Origin of the sequence: Actinoplanes sp. NPDC026670, assembly GCF_040638175.1 — a bacterium.
Classification (GTDB): Bacteria; Actinomycetota; Actinomycetes; order Mycobacteriales; family Micromonosporaceae; genus Actinoplanes.
Genome location: NZ_JBEZXU010000010.1, coordinates 58,472 through 78,596, shown reverse-complemented (window position 1 = coordinate 78,596; position 20,125 = coordinate 58,472). Strand labels below are relative to the sequence as shown.

General features: G+C 71.7%; 14 protein-coding genes. 7 read left to right on the top strand and 7 right to left on the bottom strand.

The features are described from left to right. The first annotated feature begins 94 nt into the window (after positions 1–94). Positions 95–1,051, top strand: a complete 957-nt coding sequence (locus AB0E94_RS12545) for a helix-turn-helix domain-containing protein (protein ID WP_360325617.1) — start codon at positions 95–97, stop codon at positions 1,049–1,051. Positions 1,052–1,165: 114 nt separating this feature from the next. Here AB0E94_RS12545 and AB0E94_RS12540 read toward each other — a convergent pair whose 3' ends face one another. Beyond that, a complete protein-coding gene (locus AB0E94_RS12540) occupies positions 1,166–1,735 on the bottom strand; it encodes a hypothetical protein (protein WP_360325615.1) in 570 nt (189 codons plus the stop codon). A gap of 131 nt (positions 1,736–1,866) precedes the next feature. Between AB0E94_RS12540 and AB0E94_RS12535 the strand changes: the two genes are divergently transcribed. Continuing rightward, positions 1,867–2,703 carry a CHAP domain-containing protein gene (locus AB0E94_RS12535; protein ID WP_360325613.1) on the top strand — a complete coding sequence of 279 codons (837 nt, stop codon included), beginning with the start codon at positions 1,867–1,869 and terminating at the stop codon, positions 2,701–2,703. A 75-nt stretch (positions 2,704–2,778) separates the two neighbouring features. Here AB0E94_RS12535 and AB0E94_RS12530 read toward each other — a convergent pair whose 3' ends face one another. Continuing rightward, complete coding sequence (locus AB0E94_RS12530) at positions 2,779–3,645, bottom strand: hypothetical protein (protein WP_360325611.1); 867 nt, start codon at positions 3,643–3,645, stop codon at positions 2,779–2,781. Between the two features lie 838 nt (positions 3,646–4,483). Between AB0E94_RS12530 and AB0E94_RS12525 the strand changes: the two genes are divergently transcribed. After that, on the top strand, positions 4,484–7,087 hold the full coding sequence (locus tag AB0E94_RS12525; protein WP_360325609.1) for a LuxR C-terminal-related transcriptional regulator: 2,604 nt from the start codon (positions 4,484–4,486) through the stop codon (positions 7,085–7,087). A gap of 26 nt (positions 7,088–7,113) precedes the next feature. On the opposite strand, the gene AB0E94_RS12520 is transcribed toward AB0E94_RS12525, so the two are convergent. Further along, positions 7,114–7,599 carry a GNAT family N-acetyltransferase gene (locus AB0E94_RS12520; RefSeq protein ID WP_360325607.1) on the bottom strand — a complete coding sequence of 162 codons (486 nt, stop codon included), beginning with the start codon at positions 7,597–7,599 and terminating at the stop codon, positions 7,114–7,116. Between the two features lie 110 nt (positions 7,600–7,709). On the opposite strand from AB0E94_RS12520, the gene AB0E94_RS12515 reads away from it, so the two are divergent. Beyond that, positions 7,710–8,627 (top strand): hypothetical protein, encoded by a 918-nt coding sequence (locus AB0E94_RS12515; protein ID WP_360325605.1) that lies wholly within the window; start codon positions 7,710–7,712, stop codon positions 8,625–8,627. 4 nt (positions 8,628–8,631) lie between these two features. Here AB0E94_RS12515 and AB0E94_RS12510 read toward each other — a convergent pair whose 3' ends face one another. Next, positions 8,632–12,636: a hypothetical protein gene (locus AB0E94_RS12510; protein ID WP_360325604.1), complete on the bottom strand. Its 4,005-nt coding sequence runs from the start codon at positions 12,634–12,636 to the stop codon at positions 8,632–8,634. Beyond that, positions 12,627–13,715 (bottom strand): metallophosphoesterase, encoded by a 1,089-nt coding sequence (locus tag AB0E94_RS12505; protein WP_360325602.1) that lies wholly within the window; start codon positions 13,713–13,715, stop codon positions 12,627–12,629. Before AB0E94_RS12505 ends, AB0E94_RS12510 begins: the two co-directional genes overlap by 10 nt. 141 nt (positions 13,716–13,856) lie before the next feature. Between AB0E94_RS12505 and AB0E94_RS12500 the strand changes: the two genes are divergently transcribed. Then, positions 13,857–14,888, top strand: coding sequence for a hypothetical protein (locus tag AB0E94_RS12500; protein ID WP_360325600.1), 1,032 nt, complete (start codon positions 13,857–13,859; stop codon positions 14,886–14,888). Positions 14,889–14,891: 3 nt separating this feature from the next. Here the strand turns inward: AB0E94_RS12500 and AB0E94_RS12495 are convergent, their stop codons facing one another. Next, positions 14,892–15,644: a hypothetical protein gene (locus AB0E94_RS12495; protein WP_360325598.1), complete on the bottom strand. Its 753-nt coding sequence runs from the start codon at positions 15,642–15,644 to the stop codon at positions 14,892–14,894. An 87-nt stretch (positions 15,645–15,731) separates the two neighbouring features. Beyond that, a complete protein-coding gene (locus tag AB0E94_RS12490; RefSeq protein WP_360325597.1) occupies positions 15,732–18,029 on the bottom strand; it encodes a hypothetical protein in 2,298 nt (765 codons plus the stop codon). 267 nt (positions 18,030–18,296) lie between these two features. On the opposite strand from AB0E94_RS12490, the gene AB0E94_RS12485 reads away from it, so the two are divergent. Together AB0E94_RS12485 and AB0E94_RS12480 are read left to right on the top strand one after the other, a co-directional pair. Further along, a complete protein-coding gene (locus AB0E94_RS12485; RefSeq protein WP_360325596.1) occupies positions 18,297–18,839 on the top strand; it encodes a SigE family RNA polymerase sigma factor in 543 nt (180 codons plus the stop codon). Then, positions 18,832–20,046: a hypothetical protein gene (locus tag AB0E94_RS12480; protein WP_360325594.1), complete on the top strand. Its 1,215-nt coding sequence runs from the start codon at positions 18,832–18,834 to the stop codon at positions 20,044–20,046. Before AB0E94_RS12485 ends, AB0E94_RS12480 begins: the two co-directional genes overlap by 8 nt. Positions 20,047–20,125: the final 79 nt, after the last annotated feature.

The following is a 20,125-nucleotide window of genomic DNA, read 5'->3' as shown; positions in this document are numbered from 1 at the left end:
GCGGAGTTGGCCGTCAGCGCACACGTCATGTCCGTCCGGGACCGGTTCCGGGACGGCGTTGTGCGGAGCGGAGGCGCCATGCCACGGTGGGGGCGTGCAGGCGACACTCGACACCGTCACGCTGCCCCCGCCCGATCGGGAGGACGCCGTCCGCTCGCTGGTCCGCGGCAACGTGGTTCGGGTCGAGATCGAGCACCACGTCACCCCGTCCGACATGGCGGTCACGCTCGCTCTCGGACAGTGCGGCGACATCGGCGTCTGCGCCACCCGGGCCACGCCGACCACGGTTCGCCGGACCTCGCGGCTCGCTCGGGAGGACACCGAGCCGATGGTCTTCCTCAGCCTGCAACGGACCGGGTCGAGCATCGTCGTCCAGCACGGCCGGGAAGCCGTCCTGACGCCCGGCGACTTCGCGGTCTACGACACCACGTCGCCGTACAGCCTGCTGTTCGCCGACGGCATCGACACCACCTTCTTCCGCATTCCACGGGCGGCGCTCGCCCTGCCCGACAGCGCGGTACGTGCCGCCTCCGCCGTCCGCATCGGCGCCGGGAATCCGCTCGCCGGGCTGACCACGCGGTTTCTCACCCAGCTCGCCGACGACCCGGCGATCCTCGGCGGCGGCCACGGCCCGGCGGTGGCCACCCCGACGGTCGAGCTGATCCGCGCGGCACTGTCCGTGCAGATCGGCGACGACCGGCTCAGCCGGGGCCCGATGAAACGCACCCTGACCACCAGAGTCCTCGCCGACATGCGGACCTACCTCGCCGACCCGGACCTGTCACCCGCCGCGGTCGCCGCCCGGCACCACATCTCGGTCCGCTATCTGCACCGCATCCTGCAACAAGAGGACATCAGGTTCGGAGATTGGGTACGCCGTAGCCGGCTCGAAAACGCACGCCGCGATCTCGCCCGCTCGGGCGAACCGGTCGCCGCCGTCGGCCGTCGCTGGGGGTTCGCCGACGCCGCACACTTCAGTCGCTCCTTCCGCGCCGCATACGGGATCAGCCCGCGCCAATGGCGAGCCGTCGCCTATGGCCGACTGTCCTGACCGATGCACGGCAGATAGGCCCACGCTCGGCGACGGCCAAGTCCGTGTGGGAACGGGCGAGTCCGACTGGGAACGGGCGAGTCCGACTGGGAACGGCCTGCTGAATCATGTGGCTCATGACGTGGCATGGGCGGACAGCTGGTCGGCGACGTGTCTCTGGAGCGCTGGGTCGACCCGGCGATCGCGCATGGCCCTCAGCAGGAGCGGGTGCTCCCCACCGTACCGTCGAAGATGGGTCAGAAGGGGTTTGAATCTCTCCGGGCGATTGCGGATCAGCTCGGTGACCAGGCGCAACTCCAGGCTGACGGCGGGGATCCGGCGCGGGCCGAGATCAACGAGGTCGAAGTGCTCCCATGGGCCGGGACCGGCGCACTCGAGGGTGTCGGTGTCGGCCGGCTGCTCGACGGTGCTGAACTCCAGGGCGATGCCGTCAACGGTGAACGCCGCGAAATACTGACTCGCCTCGGGCAGCCAGGTCGGCGCGGTGCGGCATGGGAGGTCGGACAGCGCTGCCGCGATCGCGTCGACGTCGCTGCGCCGCCGCATCAGGATGTCGACGTCGCCGGCTGGCAGCGGGACCCCTCGGGCGACCGCCGATGCCGTCCCGACCAGCCGGAACTCGGTATCTGCGGGGACTCGGTCGAGGAACGGGTCGAGCACGGATTGCAGTCGGCTCCGGTTCATGCCCCCATGTTGCCGCCCGGGTATGACACTTTTCCGCACCCGGGGCGCACCCATGCTCCAACCAGGAACCTCCGGCCCGGGCCGACAGGAAAGGTGGACGAGAACGCACCATAATCCCAGGAGGAACCCGCATGTCGAAGCGCCAGTTGACCCGTTCGCTCGTGGTGGCAGCCGTCACGGCCGGTGCAGCCGTGAGCCTCGCTGTTCCCGCGCAGGCCGCGGGCGCGACCGGCTACCACGTGGCGGGCACCGGTTCACAAATAGTCAACGACCCCCGCAGCGCGACCCCGACGACCGTGGGCAAGCTCACCGGCGGCACCGCGATCACGATCGACTGTGGCATCCGGGTCCGGCAGGGCTACCGCGACGTCGTCTGGCACCACATCACCGCGCCGGTCAGCGGCTACATCATGGCCCGGCAGACCGACGTCCCGCGGCCCGACCGGTTCCTGCGCGGTGAGCCGACCTGCGGCACCACGGTGACCCCGGCGCCGCCGGTCACCACCCCGCCGGTCACGACACCGCCGACCACTACACCGCCGACCACGACGCCGACTCCGCCGCCCGCCACCACGCCGACGACGCCCGCGCCGTCCACCCCCGCTGCGCCTCACGGCGCGACGATCAACTACAACCAGGGGTACGCCGGGACGTGCGTCTACTACGCCCTGGACCGCTTCCACCAGCTGACCGGCGTGTACCCGAAGGCGTTCGGTGACGCGAAGTACCTCGCGACCAGCGCGGCGTCCAACGGGTGGGCCATCGGGTCCACGCCCCGTGTCAACAGCATCGCCATCTTCCAGGGCGGGCAGAACGGCGCGGGCATGCAGGCCGGGCACGCCGCCTGGGTCGAGAAGGTCGACGGCAACCGGATCTACGTCTCCGAGATGAACTTCCCGAACGCGTGGACCGTCACGAACCGCTGGCTGACCCCGGTCTCCGGCGTGCAGTACATCTACGCCTCCTGACCAGGACGGTCGCGGCCCGGAACCGGCACGAGAGAAGCCGGGTCCGGGCCGCGACCGTGTTTCACAGGGTGCGTGTCACCGGGCCGGCACCGTCATCCCGGTCCGGGTTCCACCGCCACCACTGTTTCCGGGCTGGCCGTTCCGACCGGGTCCCGACTGGCCGCCACCAGTGAAACCCGGCCGGACACCGCCACCCGAACCCGGCCGGACACCACCACCCGAACCGGGCTGGCCCACGCCACCCGAACCGGGCTGCCCGGCGCCACCCGAACCGGGCTGGCCCACGCCACCCGAGCCCGGCTGCTGCCCCGACCCGCCCGAACCTGGCCGGACGCCACCGACCGAACCGGGCTGGCCCGGACTACCCGAGGGCGACGGCTTGATCCCGCCGGAGCCCGGCTGGCCCGGCTGGCCCGGCCCCGGCTGGCCCGCGTTACCCGACGGCGACGGCTTCACCCCACCCGGGCCCGGCCGGCCCGGATCGCCCCAGCCGCCGTGACCCGGCACACCCGGCTTCGGGCCGGCATGACCGCGCCCGGGGTATCCCGGCGAATTGTCATAGTCCGGCCAGAGCGGCTGAGGTTGACCGGGCCGCACCGCACCGGGATACGCCGGCCGGTTCGGATACCGCCGGAGCCGCGGGTCGTACCGCAGCCGGCCGTGCCCCGGCACGACGCGAAGTGACCACGTGCTGCCGCCCGGCCCGAGAAGGGCGTAGTTGCAGTTGTAGTCGTTCCACCGACGGAATTTCGCGCCGCTCAGCCCGGCGGCCTCACACATTCGCCACGAGGGGAAATAGCCGACCGCATAGCCACCGAACGGGTCGCGCTGGGAATGGCCGCCACCATGCCCCGGGCCGGCCTGGACCGGACCCGTCCCGACGCTGAGCGCGGCGAACAGCCCCAGACCGGCGGTGACGATTATGCGAGGCAGTGTCTTCATTCGGGTCCCCTCCAACGCTTTCGGCGAGTGGTACGGCGCCAGCGAACACGCACCTCACCCCGGCCTGCAAACGCGAACGACAGTTGTCAACCGCAAGGCCGACGACCTGCACGGCAGGCCGCGAGGAGTTTCGTTCCAATAGCCCGCCGAAAAGTATGAGACGCTTCGTAGAATCGATTTTCCGGCACCGCATCCGGCATGGGCATCAATTCCGGCGGGGCCGGTGGACGACCCGATCCGCGATGATCCCTCACTTAATCTCCGGTAATCCGAAAGCATGTCACCGATTGCCATCCCGGCCGGTTCATGCACCCGGCTTGATCGGCCCGCGGCAGCACCCGCGCCACGATCTTGCGGTCGGCGCCGATCTCGGGCCGGATGCCGCGCCCAGGAACCGCGCGTTCGGCGCCGGCCGGTCCACCGGGGTTCCCGGCGAACACCGCCTGTCCGTACTGTCGATCCGCATCGAGGCCCCGCCCGTATGGAACAGTGCGCAGCGTTGGTTGCCGTCACCGTGCAAATTCTTGGTTTCTTGGCGTCTCGGCAGCTCACGGGTATTGAAGCGGGTTGCCGGGTCGGCGAGGATACGGACCGTCGAATGGACGATGAGGACGCGGACGGGGCGCCGTGGCGGCAACCCGCCAGGCGCTTGACCTCGGCTGATCACTTTCGGCCACGGCCGACCGGAGCCGCCGCCGGTGTGATCAATGTCGCGATCAATATCGGACACGATCGATGAGCGTCCGCTATGGACTTCGATGGTTCATCATGTTTCGCTGACGCATACGCCGTCTCCGGGGGTATTTCGATGGACTTGAGTGGGATGGGGGATGGCCAGTTGCCGTTGATACCGGTCAAGATCGCGCAGCCGCGTGTCGCCCGGGCCGGCGTCGACCGGCAGCGGCTGTTCGACATGCTCGGCTCCGCTATGGACACACCCGTCACCGTGGTCACCGCGGGCGCCGGCTGGGGCAAGACGATGCTCGTCTCGGCCTGGGCGCGAGCCGGGACGAACCCGGTCGCCTGGCTGAATCTGGACAGGCACGACAACGATTCGCAGACCTTCTGGGCGTACGTGGTGGCCGCCCTGCGTTCAGCCGGCCTGATCCGGCCGGAGAGCCCACTGGCCACCATGACCACCGTGCCGACCTGCGAGAAGGAGCGAATACGCATCCTGGCGGCCGGGTTCAGTCACCTCCCGGACCCGTCAGTGCTGATCCTCGACGACTTCCACGAGATCGACGACCCTGGCGTGCTGCGTGAGGTCAGCGAACTGCTCCGGCACCCGCCCGAACCGCTGCGTCTGTTTCTGATCAGCCGGATCCCGCCCGCCCTCGAACTGCACCGGCTGCGCGCCGCCGGTCTGGTCACCGACGTCCGGGCGGCTGACCTGGCGTTCACCGAGACCGAGGCGGCCGCAGTCGTCCGCGGGCACCAGCTCGCCCTCGACGCCACCGATCTGACCGAACTGGTGAAACGGACCGAGGGCTGGGCGATCGGCCTGCACCTCGGGGCCGGATTCCTGGCCGGCGACCCGGCCCGTACGGTCGCTGATTTCCTCGGCGACAGCCGGGCCGTCGACGAGTACCTGACCGCCGAGGTCCTCACCGGGCGCAGCCGTCAGCAGCGCCGTTTCCTGTTGCAGACCAGCATCTGCGAGCGGGTCTGTGCCGGGCTGGCCGACGCGATCACCGCCGGCAGCGACGGCCAGGCGCTGCTGGAACAGATCGAACGCGACAACGACTTCGTGATCCGGCTCGGCGACAGTCCGGTGTGGTTCCGCTACCACCACCTGCTGCGTGACGCGCTCGGGCACCGGCTCCGGCGGGAGTCTCCGGGCGTGATCGGCGAGTTGCACCGGCGGGCCGCCCGGTGGCACGCCGCGAACAACTCGGTGATGGAGGCCCTCAACCATGCCGTGTCGGCGGGCGACTGGGCGTACATCGGAAAGCTGGTGACCGGCCGCGCCGCGCCGCTGATCCTCTCCGCGCATCGTCCCGCGCTGGTCCGGCTGTTGCGGCAGGTGCCCGAGGACCGGCTCGGCAGCACCGCCGAACTGATGATCTGCGCCGCGGTCCTGCTCTTCCACGACGGCGACTACGAGGCCATCCCGGCCCGTCTCAACCACGCCCGGCGGCTGCTCCGGCGGCGGCCCGGCGACGAGCACCGGCCCGTCGAGCTGATGCGGCTCACCCTGCAACTGGCCGCCGACCGGGCGGTCGGCGACATGCCCGCCGTCCGGGCCGGCTGCACCGAACTGCTCGCCCTGCTCACCAGCGACGGCGCCGCGGGGGGCGCCGCCGTCACTCAGCAGCGGGCGATCGCGCTCAACAACCGCGGGCTCGCCCACCTGTGGAGCGGCGACCTCAGCGCCGCCGTCCGTGACCTGTGGGCGTCGGCCAGCGCCTCCCGGGCCGCCGGGCTGGAACTCGCCGAGATCAACGCCACCGGGCATCTCGCCCTGCTCGAGGTGATGGCCGGCTCGGTCGCCGAGGCCGCGCAACTGGCCGGCCGTGCCCGTGAGCTCGCCGAACGACGCGGCTGGCAGCGGACCGTGCAGTCGGTGGCGGCGCACCTGGCGATGGTTCTCGTGCATCTGGAACGCGGGGAGTTCGCCGACGCCGACGCGGTTCTGGCGATCGGCAGGCAGGCGCACTACAGCGAACCGGAGGCCGCACAACGAGTCGTGCTGCTCGGGGCGCAGGCCAGGCTCGCCGTCACCCGGGGTGAGCCGGTCCGGGCGCAGGTGTTCCTGGAGGAGGCCCGCGCCGACCGCAGCCCACGGGCCCGGATCCCGTGGCTGGACCGCTGGCTGGGGCTCCTCGAGATCGAAAACGACCTGCTGGTCGGGCGTCCGGTGCCGGCGACGGCCGGGATCCCGGTCGTCGACGGCGATCTGGCGCAACAGGTCGCCCAGGCCCGGGTCGCGCTCGCCTACAAGGATCTCCGGCGCGCCGGGCAGCTGCTCGTTCCCGGGCCGGCCACCCGCACCCACACCGCCGCCTCGGTGGAGGCCGGGCTGCTGATCGCGCTGATCGCGGACGCCCGCGGTCAGGCCGGGCAGGCCACCGACCTGCTCAGCGACGCCCTCCAGCTGGCCGAACGCGAACAGATCCGCCGGCCGTTCCTGATCCACGCCGACGGCCGCCTCGACGATCTGATGCACCGGCTCCAGCTGCTCACCCCGGAGAGCACGTTCCTGGCGGAGTTGCGCTCCGAGATCCGGTCCACGCGAAAGGCCCCGGCCGCGGGCATTCTCAGCGAACGCGAGGCCGACGTGCTGCTGCACCTGCCGACGATGCTCAGCGCCGCTGAGATAGCCGGCAACCTCGGCATCTCCGTCAACACCGTCAAGGCGCACATGCGTGCGATCTATCGCAAACTGGGCGTCGCTCGCCGAAGCGAAGCGGTCACCCAGGCCCGGGACATCGGCCTCCTTTGACGGTACGGCGTACCCGCGCCGAATCCTCAGAAGGCCAGGCGGTAGCGCTGTTCGAGACGGCCGCTGCGCGGGTGGGGCGTGGCGTCCCCGTACCGGAGCCAGCCGAGGCTCTCGTAGAGCGTGACCGCCCGCGGATTGTCGAGATAGACCGCCAGCTCGCCGTGCGTGTAGCCGACGGTGGCGAGCAGGACCGGAAGCTCAGCCGCCAGCCGGCGGCCGACGCCGCTCCCCCAGCTGCCGGGCTCCACACCGAGGTAGCGGACGTGAGCGGTCGATTCGTCGGCGGGCACCGGCTCGACCGCCGCGAACCCGACGATCCGGCCATCGGCGCCGGCGACCACCAACCGCGCCCGGGGCGAACTCCCGAGCACCCGATCGATGAGAGGCAGCGCGAGTTCCAGCGGGGCCACCTCGGAGTCGCCGTCGCGTGCCGCGGTGGCCTGCGCCCAGATGGTGGCCGCCTCGGCCAGGTGGAGCCCCGGCTCGGCCAGGTGGATGTCGACCGTCGTCACGCGCCGATCATGGCACCCCGGGCCGGGAAACCCGGAATCGGCGGCGGGGCCGTCACGGCATCACCCACCCTGGGGAGATACCTGATCAGCCGAACATCCGGGATGTGCCGATGCCCGACGCCGAGGAGGACGGGCCGGGCGGCTGGGCCGGTTTCCGGGCCGGCGCCGCACTCGGCATCGCCCTGGTCGTCGGTTTCGCCGGCGGGCGGCTGACCGGCTCGCCCACCCCACCGGCGCAGCCGCCGGATTCCACCGCGCAGACGGCGCTGGCCCCGGACTCGGTGTTCTACGTGCCCAGCGCGCCCGTCCACCAGCACGGCGCCGCGACCGGCTCGACGGACACGGCCGGTCTCGCCCGGACCGCGAGCGGGCTGACCCTCGACGCCCCGGCCACGGAGTTCCAGGCCGGGCGTCGCCAGACATTCCGGTTCCGGGTCCTCGCCGGCGGCGGCGCACCGGTCACCACGTTCACGCCGGCCCATGACCGGTTGCTGCATCTGGTCGTGATCAGGCGCGATCTGACCGGCTTCCAGCATCTGCACCCGACGATGACCCCGGACGGCGCCTGGAGCACCGGCCTGACCCTCGGCGAGCCGGGCAGCTACCGCGCGATAGCCGACTTCACCGCGATCGTCGGCGGCCGGCCGCTGCCGGTGACGCTGGGCGTCGACCTGACGGTCGCCGGCGATCAGATCCCGGTCCCCCTTCCGCCGCCGGCTGACCAGGTGGAGACCGGCGATCTGACGGTACGCCTGGACGGCGCCCCCGAAGCCGGACGCGAGGGCCTGTCGACCGTGCAGGTGAGCACCCCGGACGGCACCCCGGCGAAACTCGAACCGTATCTGGGCGCGGCCGCCCACCTGATCGCGTTCAGCGAGGGCGACGTCGCCTACCTGCACACCCACGCCGAAACCGGAGCAGCCCGATTCCTCTGGACCCCGCCGGCCCCGGGCCGCTACCGCCTGTTCGCCGAGTTCCAGGTGGCCGGGAGGGTGCACGTCGCGGCGTTCACCGTGCAGGTGCCCTGACCCGTCAGTCGACGACGTGCTCGTTGGGGTAGCCGAGCACCGGCCCCTCCCCGAACGACGTCAGGGTCCGGGCGCCCCAGCAGGTCACGGCCCCGTCGATGCGGGCCGCGCAGCTGGTGGTTCCGTTGGTGGCCAGATGCGCCACCAGCAGGATCCCGCTCTGGTCGTAGAGGACCTGCGCCAGCGGCTCGCCGGCCCGCAACAGGCCGTTGCCGGTCTGCCCGCCCGCGCCCGCGCCGAAGCACCACCCCTGCGGGTTGGGGCTCTTGACGCAGGTCAGGTCACCGGCGACGGCGAGGCGGGAGGCCTTCACGTCGGCGACCACGGTTGGTGTGGTCCGGCCCGTCAGGTCACCGAGCCCGAGTTGCCCGGATTCGTTGGCGCCGAAGCACCACAGGGCCCGGGCCGGCAGCAGGGCCACCGCACAGGTGTGGGCGCGGCCGACGCCGAGCGCGATCACGCCGTACAGCTCAGGGATCTTCCTGGCCACCGGCGAAGCCGGACCGGCCGTGCCGAGCTGGCCGTCGGTGTTGGCGCCGAAGCACCACATCGCGCCGGACGTGGGCGTGGCCTCGATGTACCGCTCGGTGGCGCAGACGTGCCCGGGTCCGACCGCGACCTGCGAGATCGCGGTGAGCGGCTGCCCGGTTCCGTCGACCACCTGGACGGGTTCCGGGTTGGGGGTCTTCTCGGTGAGGCCCGCGCCGAGCAGGTCGGCCCGGCCGAAGCACCACAGGCCGCCGTTGGCGCGCCGCACGCAGGTCACCTGATCACCGACGGCGATCTCGCTGGCGCCCTTGATCGGCACCAGCGCCGGCGTGACGGTGGCCGCCGCGGGCTGCCCGGCCTGCCCGGACCCGTTGGCGCCCCAGCAGTAGACCTCGGACGCCTCGGACAGCACGCAACTGGTTCCGGCGCCGACCGCGATGGTGCGCGGCTTGACCCCGTCCGGCAGCAGGATCTTGGCCGGATGCGGGACCGGCACCCCCGGAACCCCGCCGGCGCCGCCGAACCGGTTGTCGCCCCAGCACCACACCGCCGCGTCCCGGATGACGCAGCCGGCGTCGGCGCCGAGCGCGATCCGGGTGGTGCCGCCGAGGCCGGCGATGGGTTCGCTGGGCCGCGACGACCGGCTGTCCGCGCCGGTCCCGAGCTGCCCGGACCCGTTGGCCCCGAAGCACCACAGCGACCCGTCACGGGTGAGCGCGCAGCTGGTGGCGCCGGTTCCGCCGGCGGCGGCGACGCTGGTGGCGGTGTCCAGGTTGAGGACGGTCATCGGCACCGCCCAGTCCAGTCCGGCGCCGTCGCCGAGCTGCCCGGCCCGGCCGGCGCCGAAGCAGCGGGCCTGCCCGGAGAGCAGGGTGACGCAGGTGTACCGGTTCCCGGCGCTGACCGCGGTGGCGGCCGGCACGTTCACCGGGGCGGGCTCGCCGGTCGGGGTGACGGTGCGGCCGAGCTGGCCGACGTCGTTGGCGCCGAAGCAGGACACCGTGATGCCGGTCAGGACGCAGGTGTGGTCGGTTCCGGCGGAGACCGCCGAAACACCTGTCAAACCCGGTACCTTCGCGGGGGTACGGGACACCGACGACGTTCCGTAGGTGCCCCAGCAGGCGATCGTCGCCCCGGTGAGCAGCGCACACGCGTGCCCGCCCCCGACGGTGACCGCGGTGGCCGTCTCCGGCAGGCTGATCTTGACCGGGGCAGCGCTGGACGCCGGACCGCCGAGCTGCCCACGGCTGCCGTCACCGAGGCACCAGACCGCGCCACCGGCGACGGCGCAGGCCGTGCCGCCGTCGGTGTCGGCCGCGGTGACCCCGGTCAGCCCGGTCACCACGACCGGCCGGGTGGTCTGGTCGGGTTTTCCGCCGAGCACGGCGCCCCAGCACCACAGGGCTCCCCGGCCGGTGACCGCGCAGGCCTGCCGGGTGCCGGCCGCGACCTGGGTGACGCCCGTCGGCCCGGTGACGATGACCGGCGCGGCGGTGGAGGCGACCGTGGACAGGTCACCGAGCTGGCGGCTCTCGTTGGCGCCCCAGCAGCGGGCGGTGCCGGACTGGTGGACGCCGCAGGCGAACGCGCTGCCGACCGAGACCGACTGCCAGGGCGCGCGGGGCACGGCGACGGCGACCACCGACAGCGGCGAGAGGCTGCCGTCGTCGTACACGCTCTGCACCTGGTACCGGTACGCCCGCCCGTCGGTGAGCTGCCGGTCGGTGTTCGCCGGCTGGGTGGTGCGGGTGATCTCCACGCCGTCGCGCAGCACCCGCCACTCGGCGACGGTCCGGTCCTTCGGCGCGGTGAACGTCAGCTGGGCCGCCTCGTGCTGGCCGGTGGCGGTCACCGTGGGCGCGTCCTCGGCGGGTGGGGTGGGCCGGGCCGGGACCCGGGCCGACGGGGCCGATTCGACACCGCGCGCGTCCAGGGCGGTCACCCAGTACTCGTAGGTGGTGTCGTTGTCGAGGGCGCCGTCGCGAGCCGGTGAGGTGGGCACCTCGGCGACCCGGGCGCCGTCCCGGTACACCCGGTAGCGGGCCGCCGCGAGCAGCGGCATGTCCCAGGTCAGGGTCACTTCGGTGTTCCCGGCGACGGCACGCAGGCCGGTCGGCGGGTTCGGCGGGACGGCCCGCGGGGTGGCGGCGACGGCCGGGGACGGGGTGGACCACTGCTGGTCGGCGCCGACCACCACCAGCGCGTACCGGTAGGTGATGTCGTTGACCGCGGACGTGTCGACGAAGCCGGTGCCGGTGAGCACGCCGCCGAGCGCCGAACCGTCGCGCAGCAGCACCCAGCGGCCGGTGCCGCCGGCCGGCCAGGAGAGGGTGACCTTGCTGTCCCCGGCGGTGGCCGTGGGCGCGGCCGGTGCGCCGGGCGCGGGGCCGGGCACCGCGGTGACGACGGCGCTTCGCGGTCCGGCGGCCCTGTTCGCGTTGTACGGCAGCAGCTGGTACTGGTAGGTCTTCTTGTTGACCAGCCCCGAGTCGGTGTGGCTGAGCTCGGTGCCCGGCACTTCGGCGACCTTGGCGTTGTTGCGGTACAGCTCGTAGACGGCGACCGGGTCCTCCGGCTCGGGCCAGCTCAGCAGGACCGCTCCGTCGCGGGGCTGCGCGGTGACCGGGCCGGGCGCGGCCGGGATCGCGAGCGGGGTGGCGACCTTGATCGGCGACGGCCCGGAGAGCTGCCCGGAGACCATCACCCGGACCTGGTACTTGTAGGTGACGTTGTCGGTCAGCCCGGTGTCCGCGGCCGTCACGGTGGGTGCGGCGACCGTCGAGAGCATCTCGCCGTTGCGGTAGACGTGATAGCGCTGGGCGCCGGCGACCGGCTGCCAGCTCAGGTCGACCCGGCCGGCGCCGGCGGTCGCGACCAGGCCGAACGGGGACCGCTGGTCCTCCTCGGTGGGGATGGCGGTGACCTGGACCGTCTTGCCGGCGCTGCCGTTGCGGTTCACCGCGGCCAGGCTGATCAGGTACGACTTGTCGTTGACCAGGTTGCCGACGGTGAGCGCCAGCGCGGACACCTTGGCGGTGCCCGCCGGGACGCCGTCGACGCGGGCCTGCACGGTCGCGGCGATGGCGTTCTTCGGCTGCTGCCAGGTGAGCGTGACCTGGCCGTTCTGGTTGCGGACGGCAACGCCGTTGAGGGCCGGCGGCGGCGCCTGCGGGGTGACCGTCCGGGTGGCGCTCCTGGCCGAGCGGTTGCCCTTCGCGTCGACGCTGCGCAACGCGAACTTGTACGTGGCGCCGTTGCGGACCACCTCGGTGGTCCACTTGCTGCCGGGCACCTTCTTGGCGAAGACGGCGCCGTTGCGGAGGATGTCGACACCTGCCGAACCGGCGGCGCGGGTCCAGGTCAGGGTGACCCGTCCGTCGCCGGCGACCGCGGTGAAACCGGTCGGCGGCGCGATCCCGGCGGCGGCCAGGGCCTGCGCGGCCACCCCGAAGACGGCAATCAGGATCAGGATCATGAGGTACGCGGCGGGGCGCCGGCACCCGGCAGAGGTCAGCGGCACGTTCCGGTCCCAGCGTCGTGGAAGTCGACCGGAGCGGGCTGGGCCTGGACGAACTCCCACGTGTAGCTTCCCTCGGCGAGACGCATGAACAGCATGCCGAACAGCGCGACCGACGTGTCGGCGTACTTGGCGTCGATCTTCCCGGCCAGGTCGGGGCGGTGGGTGTCGTCGGCGACGTCGTAGTTGTTCGCGCCGCCGGTGCCGACGATGAACTGGCGGATGCCCTCGTTCTCCGCGACGGCCACCGGTGGGGCCATCGCCGAGTCGCTGTTCGCGGTGGCCTTGCCGAGCGGCACGAACCGCTGGTAGTTGTGGTCGTGGCTGACCAGGACGACGTCGACACCGCCGTCGAGCAGCGCGTTCCAGACCGGGGTCAGCGGCGCGTAGTCGCCGTGGTGGCCGGCCGACCACAGCGGGTGGTGCCAGTAGGCGAGCGTGCACTTGTTGGGGTGCGCGGCCATGTCCGCCTTCAGCCAGTTCATCATCTTGCTGCCCTTGTCACAGCGGTTCTGCGGGCTGCACAGGTTCGAGTTGACCGCGATCATGTGCCAGCTGCCGATGTCGTAGCTGTAGGCGCCGGGTACGCCGTACGTGTTCTCCTGCTCGGCCTGTTTCCCGAAATAGCCGTAGTAGCCGGCGGCCTCGAGGGTCTGGTACTCGTGGTTGCCCGGCACCGGCCGGCTGATCGACTTGTACGGGCCGAAGAACTGGTCGTACACGTTGATGAACTCCTCGGCCCGGCCCTTCTCGTACTGGAGGTCGCCGAGCGGCAGGAAGGCAGCCAGCCGCTGACCGGCGAGCAGGTCGGCGACACTGCTCTCCCGGCAGCCGGCCGGGCTGCCCTCGCCACCGCGGTAGACCTGGTTGGTGGGTGCGCACGCGATGTCGCCGACGGCGGCGATCAGCTCCCCGTCGGCGTCGGCGGCGACCTGCGGCACGGTGGTGCGGGTCGGGCCGGTCTTGGGATCGGTGTCCCCGCTCAGTGCGGCATAACCGGCGGTCGGCAGGAGCACGGCGGCCAGCAGCCCGGCGATCAGGCCGGTATGGCGCCGGCGCCGCCGGCTCAGTGAGAAACCCACCCCAGCACGATCACCGGCGGCGGTCGCCGGGCGGTCGCCGGAACGGGTGCAAACAGGTTGCCGTGCCGGCCGGCGGCGGAACACCTGCCCGGCAACTCGCGGGTGACCCCGGCACACCCGCGGACCGGCAGAGTCGGGCACATGACGATCAGTTCGGGCCGGGTGCGGATGCTGGCCTTCGTGGCGTTCACCGCGATCACTCTGGCCGGGTCGGTCGGATATGTGGCCGACGCGTACGGCGACCGGATCGACGCGGCCGCCGGCGCGGACACCGACACCCGTGCCGACCTGGCGGCCGTCGCCGCGGCGCCGCACGTGATCTTCCGGAACACCGCCGCCGGGCCGGACGAGGGCCACGTCGCGCTGGTCGCGCTGGACGCGCCGGGCGGGGCACGGGCGATCACCCCGGCGGCCTGCGACCGGGTGTACGCGACCCGCGCCCGGACCGTCTGCCTGGCCGCCACGGCCACCGCGGTCAGCCGCACCTACCGGGTCAGCCTGCTCGGCGCGGGCTGGGCCGCCGAGCGCGAACTCGACAGTTTTCCCGGCCTGTCCAGCCGGACCCGGATGTCCCGCAACTCGGCACACGTGGCGACCACGGCGTTCGTCTACGGCGACTCGTACAACGAGCCGGGCCGGTTCTCCACCCGGACCACGATCAGCGACGTGACCGGCAGCGGGCGGGTGGAGCTGGAGGACTTCGAGTTCCACGTCGACGGGCGGGTCAACCGGCGCGCCGACCGCAACTTCTGGGGTGTCACGTTCACCCCGGACGGCGACACGTTCTACGCCACTGCGGCCTCGGCGGGCCGGACGTGGCTGGTCCGGGGCAGCCTGTCGGCGCGTACCCTGACCGCTCTCCACCCGGATGTGGAGTGCCCGTCGCTCTCGCCGGACGGCACCCGGGTCGCCTACAAGAAGCACGGTGACCTGCCCGACGGCGAGTGGCGGCTGGCGGTGCTCGACTTGCGTACCGGGCTCGAGACTGTGCTGTCCGAGACCCGCAGCGTCGACGACCAGGCGGAGTGGCTCGACGACGGGCACCTGCTCTACGGGCTGCAGACCGGCCCGATCGGCAAGCGGCGCTCCGACGTGTGGATGGTGGACGCCGACGGCGGCGGGTCGCCCCGGCTGTTCATCGAGAACGCCTGGTCGCCCGCCGTCGTACGGTGATCGTCAGCTGGGCACCGCGTTGAGCTTGATCTTGCCGTCCTGCCTGGTGCAGGTGCCCCAGCCGTTGGCGGTGGTGACCTTCAGGTAGTAGGCACGCTTGGGGTCGAGGCCGGTGAAGATCTTCGAGAACTTCGCGTTGGTCCAGCCGGTCTGGGTGGCGGTGGTGGTCGTGATGACCTTCTTGTCGAGGATCCGGACGAGCTGGAGGTTGAGGGTGACGCCGATGGTCGGGGCCTTCAGGTTGTCCGGCTGGGCGCCGCCGGTCGGCCCGCCGAGGTATCCCTTCCACTGGGGCGCGGCCATCTCGAAGGTGGCCCGGGTACGGTCGGCGGCCCGGTAGGCGCGGGCCTTGGTGACGATCGTCGGCGCGAGCGTCTTCTCGGTGACGGTGACCGACGCGCCCTGGCCGAGGCTGTCCTCGGCCCGGACCGTGATCCGGTACGTGGCGCACTTGTCGGCGGTGGCGACGGTCAGCTTGTACCGCCCGTTGACCTGCGCCGCCGTCGCCTGCACCAGGTAGTTGGTGACGGTGCTGCCGTCGGTGACCTTGACCCGGTAGCGGGTCGCGTTGAGGGTCGGCTTCCAGTAGACGTCGGTCTGGGCCGCGTTGACCGTGGACCGGACCTGCTGCACACCCATCGGCGTGCTGGGGATCTCGGCGACGGAGGCGGTGGCCGCCGACGCCGCGTGCGGCACGGCGAGCAGGCCACCGGCGACGGCCAGGCCCAGCATTGCGGTGTTGCGCCAGAACTTCATGATCACTACCCCGTGTTTGTTCCGTGTTGACCCCGACTAATCTGACGGCCGAACCTCAAGGCCAGGTCAAATGCGGTTCTTGATACGTCAAGGCTTCGCCACCCGGATCTCCGTGATCGCGCCGAAGTCGCCGTTCTGGTGGTACGCCACGACGTGGTACGTGGTCCCGGCCGGCGCGGCCGGGTCGGCGAACTGCTCGGTGCGGAAACCACTCACGAGACCGATCCGGTCCACCAGGTGCACGTCCCCCTTGATCGTGTCGTCGACCGACACGTACACCTTGGCGTAGACCGCCCCAGGCGGCGAGATGCCGGTGAACGAGCTGGTGATCCAGTTGCCGCGGGTCTCCACCGAACCGACGTTGGCGGTGGCCGACCGGGAGAGGAGCACCATTTTCGAGTTGTAGAACTCGATGCCGGTCCGGGCCCGCTGGGCACGTCCGGTCAGGGCCTGGTAGGAGGCGACCCCGGTGTAGAAGTGGCCGGCGAGGACCGGCGTGGCCCGGCCCGCCGCGGCGACGGTGCCGCCCGTGGTGGCGGTGAGCGCCAGTGACGAGCTGCCGGTGGCGCCGGCACCGGTGTACCGGGCCACGGTGGCGCCGGTGACCGGGGTGAACGCCGAGAAGTCGGCGGCGGGCATCAGGTTGCCGGGGATGGCGGCGCTGCCGGTCCGCAGGTCGGCGACCGCCCGCCCGTCCCGGAACACCCGGTACCCGGCGATCGGGACGCCCGCCTGCGGGTCGCTCTCCGCCCAGCTCACGGTGCCGGAGGTCACCGCCGGGCGGTCCGGTGCGGCCGGGACGGCCAGCCCGCGGTTGAGATGCCCGATCACGCCGGTGGCCATGTTGGCCGCGCCGTTCGGGCCGGTCAGCACGGTGTTGCGGACCGTGGTGGGCGCCGACCGGCCGCCCAGCTGGACACCGAACCACGTGGTCGGGTTGCGGTGCTTCTCCTCGATCCGGTCGACGATGGTGTTGCCGTAGATCCGGTCGCCGTCACCGATGCCGACCGCGATGCCGCTGGTCTCGAACGTTCCGGCGCCGGTGTTGTACTCGTACGACCCGCCCGCGCCGGCGTTCTCGATCAGGTTGCCGGTGATCGTGTCGGGGGCGGTCTTGAGCCGGTCGGCCTGCCCGGTCACGATCACCCCGGACTCGGCGGGCCGGACGATCGTGTTGCCCTGCACGACGTTGCCGCCGCCCGGCCGCACCACGTGGCTCTGGCCGCTGTAGTCGCCGTAGCTGATCGTGACGCCCGCGTCGAACGAGTCGACGATCCGGTTGCCGGAGACCACCGAAGCACGCGGGTTGGTGATGTCCCGGTTGGCGCCGACGTGCTCGTATCCGCTGTTGGACTGGAGCACGATGTGCGCGCCGTGCAGCAGGTTGCCGGTGACCGACGCCTCCGGCACGCCCTCCAGGTAGACGGTCCCGTAGTCGCTCACCGACCGGGCGGCCGCCACCGCCCGGTCGGTGAAGATCGAGTTGTTGCGGATCGTCGGGCGCAGCGCGTTGGTGAGGTCGACGCCGTTGCCACGGATCGTCCGGTCGAACTGGTTGTGCTCGATGATCACGTTCTCGTTCTGCCCGCCGCCGATGTTGTCCTCGTCACCTGACTCGGCGCCACCCCAGTTGTCGAACCGGTTGTCGACGAGGCGGACGTTTTCGGCCTCGTACACCCAGATCTTGAAGTATTCGACGTTGGTCACCCGGACCTGCCGCACCGTCCAGCCGTCGCCGACGCTGACGCCGCCGCCCATGTTGGTGGAGGCGCCCGGCAGGCGCCGGAAGTCGCAGTCCTGCCCGGGCCGGCCCGGCAGGGCCGCCGGGATCGGAGCGCCCGCGCCGGTGCGGCAGTTGCCGTTCACGGTGAGGTCGGAGATCAGCTGGGTGCTGCCCGGCGAGGTGACGTCGTTGTGCCGGATGATGCTGCTGTACTGCCAGTTCGCCGGGATCGACGGGTCCATCCGCAGCACGGTCGCGGTGATGCCGGCGCCGCGCAGGCTGACGTACGGCGGCAGCCGCAGCCCTTTGTTGATCAGCCACTCGCCGGCCGGCAGGAACACGGTCACCGCAACCGGGCCGGACCGGACGGCGCCGTCCGCGCCGAGACCGGTCCGGATCCGGGCCGCCTCGATGGTGTCGGTGAGCGCGGTGTAGTTGACCTTGCTGTCGGCGACCGGGGCCGGCGCGACGACACAGTTGGGGTCGGCGGCGCACTGGCCGCTGGTCAGCGGCGCCGGGCTGACCGTGGTGGCGAGCGAGTAACCGCTCGCCGGCTCCTCCCCGGAACGCGCCGGTGCGGCCAGCATCGGCACCGTGACCAGCGACAACAGTCCTGCACCGACGGCCCGGCGCACGGGTCTGGCGAATGACGACGACAGCATGCCCGAACTATCGGCCCGCTGTCTCAAGCCCACCTCAACCGCGGCGCAGGAACAGTTCAGGCCCGCCAGCCGTCGCTCACCGCGGTCAACAGGGCGCTGAAAGCGCTCTGAGCGACGGCTCGCGGTCCGGAGGCGCGGTGGAGCGGGGGCGGTAGAGTGCGGCGCTCGCGAGAGGGGCGGAAGTATTTTGAAAAAAGTTCGGTCTCTCTGCATCCGCTGTGCGGCCCGCGGCCCGTCTACCACTCGGACAGACAGGAGCTCCGGCTGGTGAACAGTGATGAAGAGGCGAACTATCGAAGTTTCGTCGACGCGCAGGCTCATACCCTGCGCAGACTCGCCTATCTCACCTGCGGTGACTGGCAGCTCGCGGAGGACGCGGTCTTCACCGCCCTGGCCAAGCTCTACGACAGGTGGCGCCGGGTGGACCGCCCGGAGAGTTACGCCCGCAGCATGGTGGTCCGGGCCGCCATCGACGAGGTCCGCCGGCCCTGGTGGCGCCGGGAGCAGCCGGCCGGGCACGCCATTCCGGAGCGGGCTGGCGCGGACAGCGCCCCGGACGTCGACGAGCGCCTGCGGATCCGCGCCGCGCTGGCCCAGCTGCCGCTGCGCCGCCGGGCGGTGCTGGTGCTCCGCTATTTCGAAGGGCTCACCGTCCAGGAGACCGCCGAGGCGCTCAACTGCCCGGAAGCGACCGTGAAGAGCCACACCGTCCGCGGGCTGCGGACACTCCGCGAGGTCCTCGGCGTCGACGCCGACCTGTCCGCCGACGATTCGAACGGGATGGAGCACTATGCCTCTCGACATGCGTGAGTTGCTGGCGGCGGCGCACGAGGGCGAGCCACCGATGCGGCACACCACCGACGACTTCGTGGGCGGCGGCCGGCGACGGCGCACCCGCAGGCGGATGACCTGGGCCGGCAGCGCCGCCGGGACGGTGCTGGCGATGGCCGCGGTGACGGTCGTGCCGCAGATGATCATCGGAACCCGGACCGTCGCGGCGACCGGCCAGGCGGTCATGTTCTACACCGCGACGGCTTTCAATCAGACCATCAGCGCGTACGCCGTAGGCGACATCAGGGTCAGCGACCCGGTGAACGTCACGCCCGGTTATCAGCAGTCCCGCATCAGCCGGGTCGGCGACACGAAACAGTACGAGCACGCCGAGGGCCAGGTCGAGCAGGTGCAGGTCAGCCACTCGGTGCTCACCGTCTACCGCACGGGCATCTTCGACCCGGCGCAGTTCGGTGATACCGAGCAGGTGACCGTCGGCTCGGCCAGCGGGCGCTACTCCGCCGACGACCGCGCGCTGGCCTGGCAGTATGCGACGGGCGCCTGGGCCGTGATCCGCTCCGGGTCCGGTGACCTGAGCAAGGCCGACATGCTCCGGCTGGCCGAGGCGATGCGAACCGCGCCGGAACGCCCGGCCACCCTGCCCTGGCGGATGACCTACCTGCCGCCCGGCTACCACCTCAGCTCGATGGGCGTCACCAGCGACGACGAGCTGACCGGCGCCCACCTGCAACAGGGCGACGCCCGCTTCACCAAGGAGCCCGAGGAGTACGCCTCCCTGACCCAGCCGCTGACCGGCGACGGCCTGTCGAACCTGCGGGTGAAGGTGTACCCGCGCTGGTACGGCGAGACCCGGATCGGGGGCTTCTTCTGGTCCGGCGCGCAGGCGCAGCCCTCAGGCGGCCCGTCCTACGAGCCCTCCTACGAGCCGTCGTACGAGCCCTCCCCCGGGATCTCCGACTGGCCGTCCTACGAACCGTCCTACAGCCCCACCTTCGAGCCGTCGTACACACCGTCGTCGACCGACGTCGAGCCGTTCTGCGTGCCCGACCAGAGCGTCTGCTACCGGGTCACCGCGGACGGGGCGTACATCGTCGAGGCGTCGGCCACCGCCGAACCGGACGGCACCGAGCTGCTCAAGGTGCTGCGCGGCATGCGGATCGCCGACCCCGACAACACTTCGACCTGGTCCCCGCTCGGTGAGGCACTGCCGGCCACCAGCGGCTGACCCGTTCCATCCATCGATTCCAATCCCCACCTTCGGTGGCGGATCACTTCGCCATGCCCGTACGGAGTTCTCATGATCA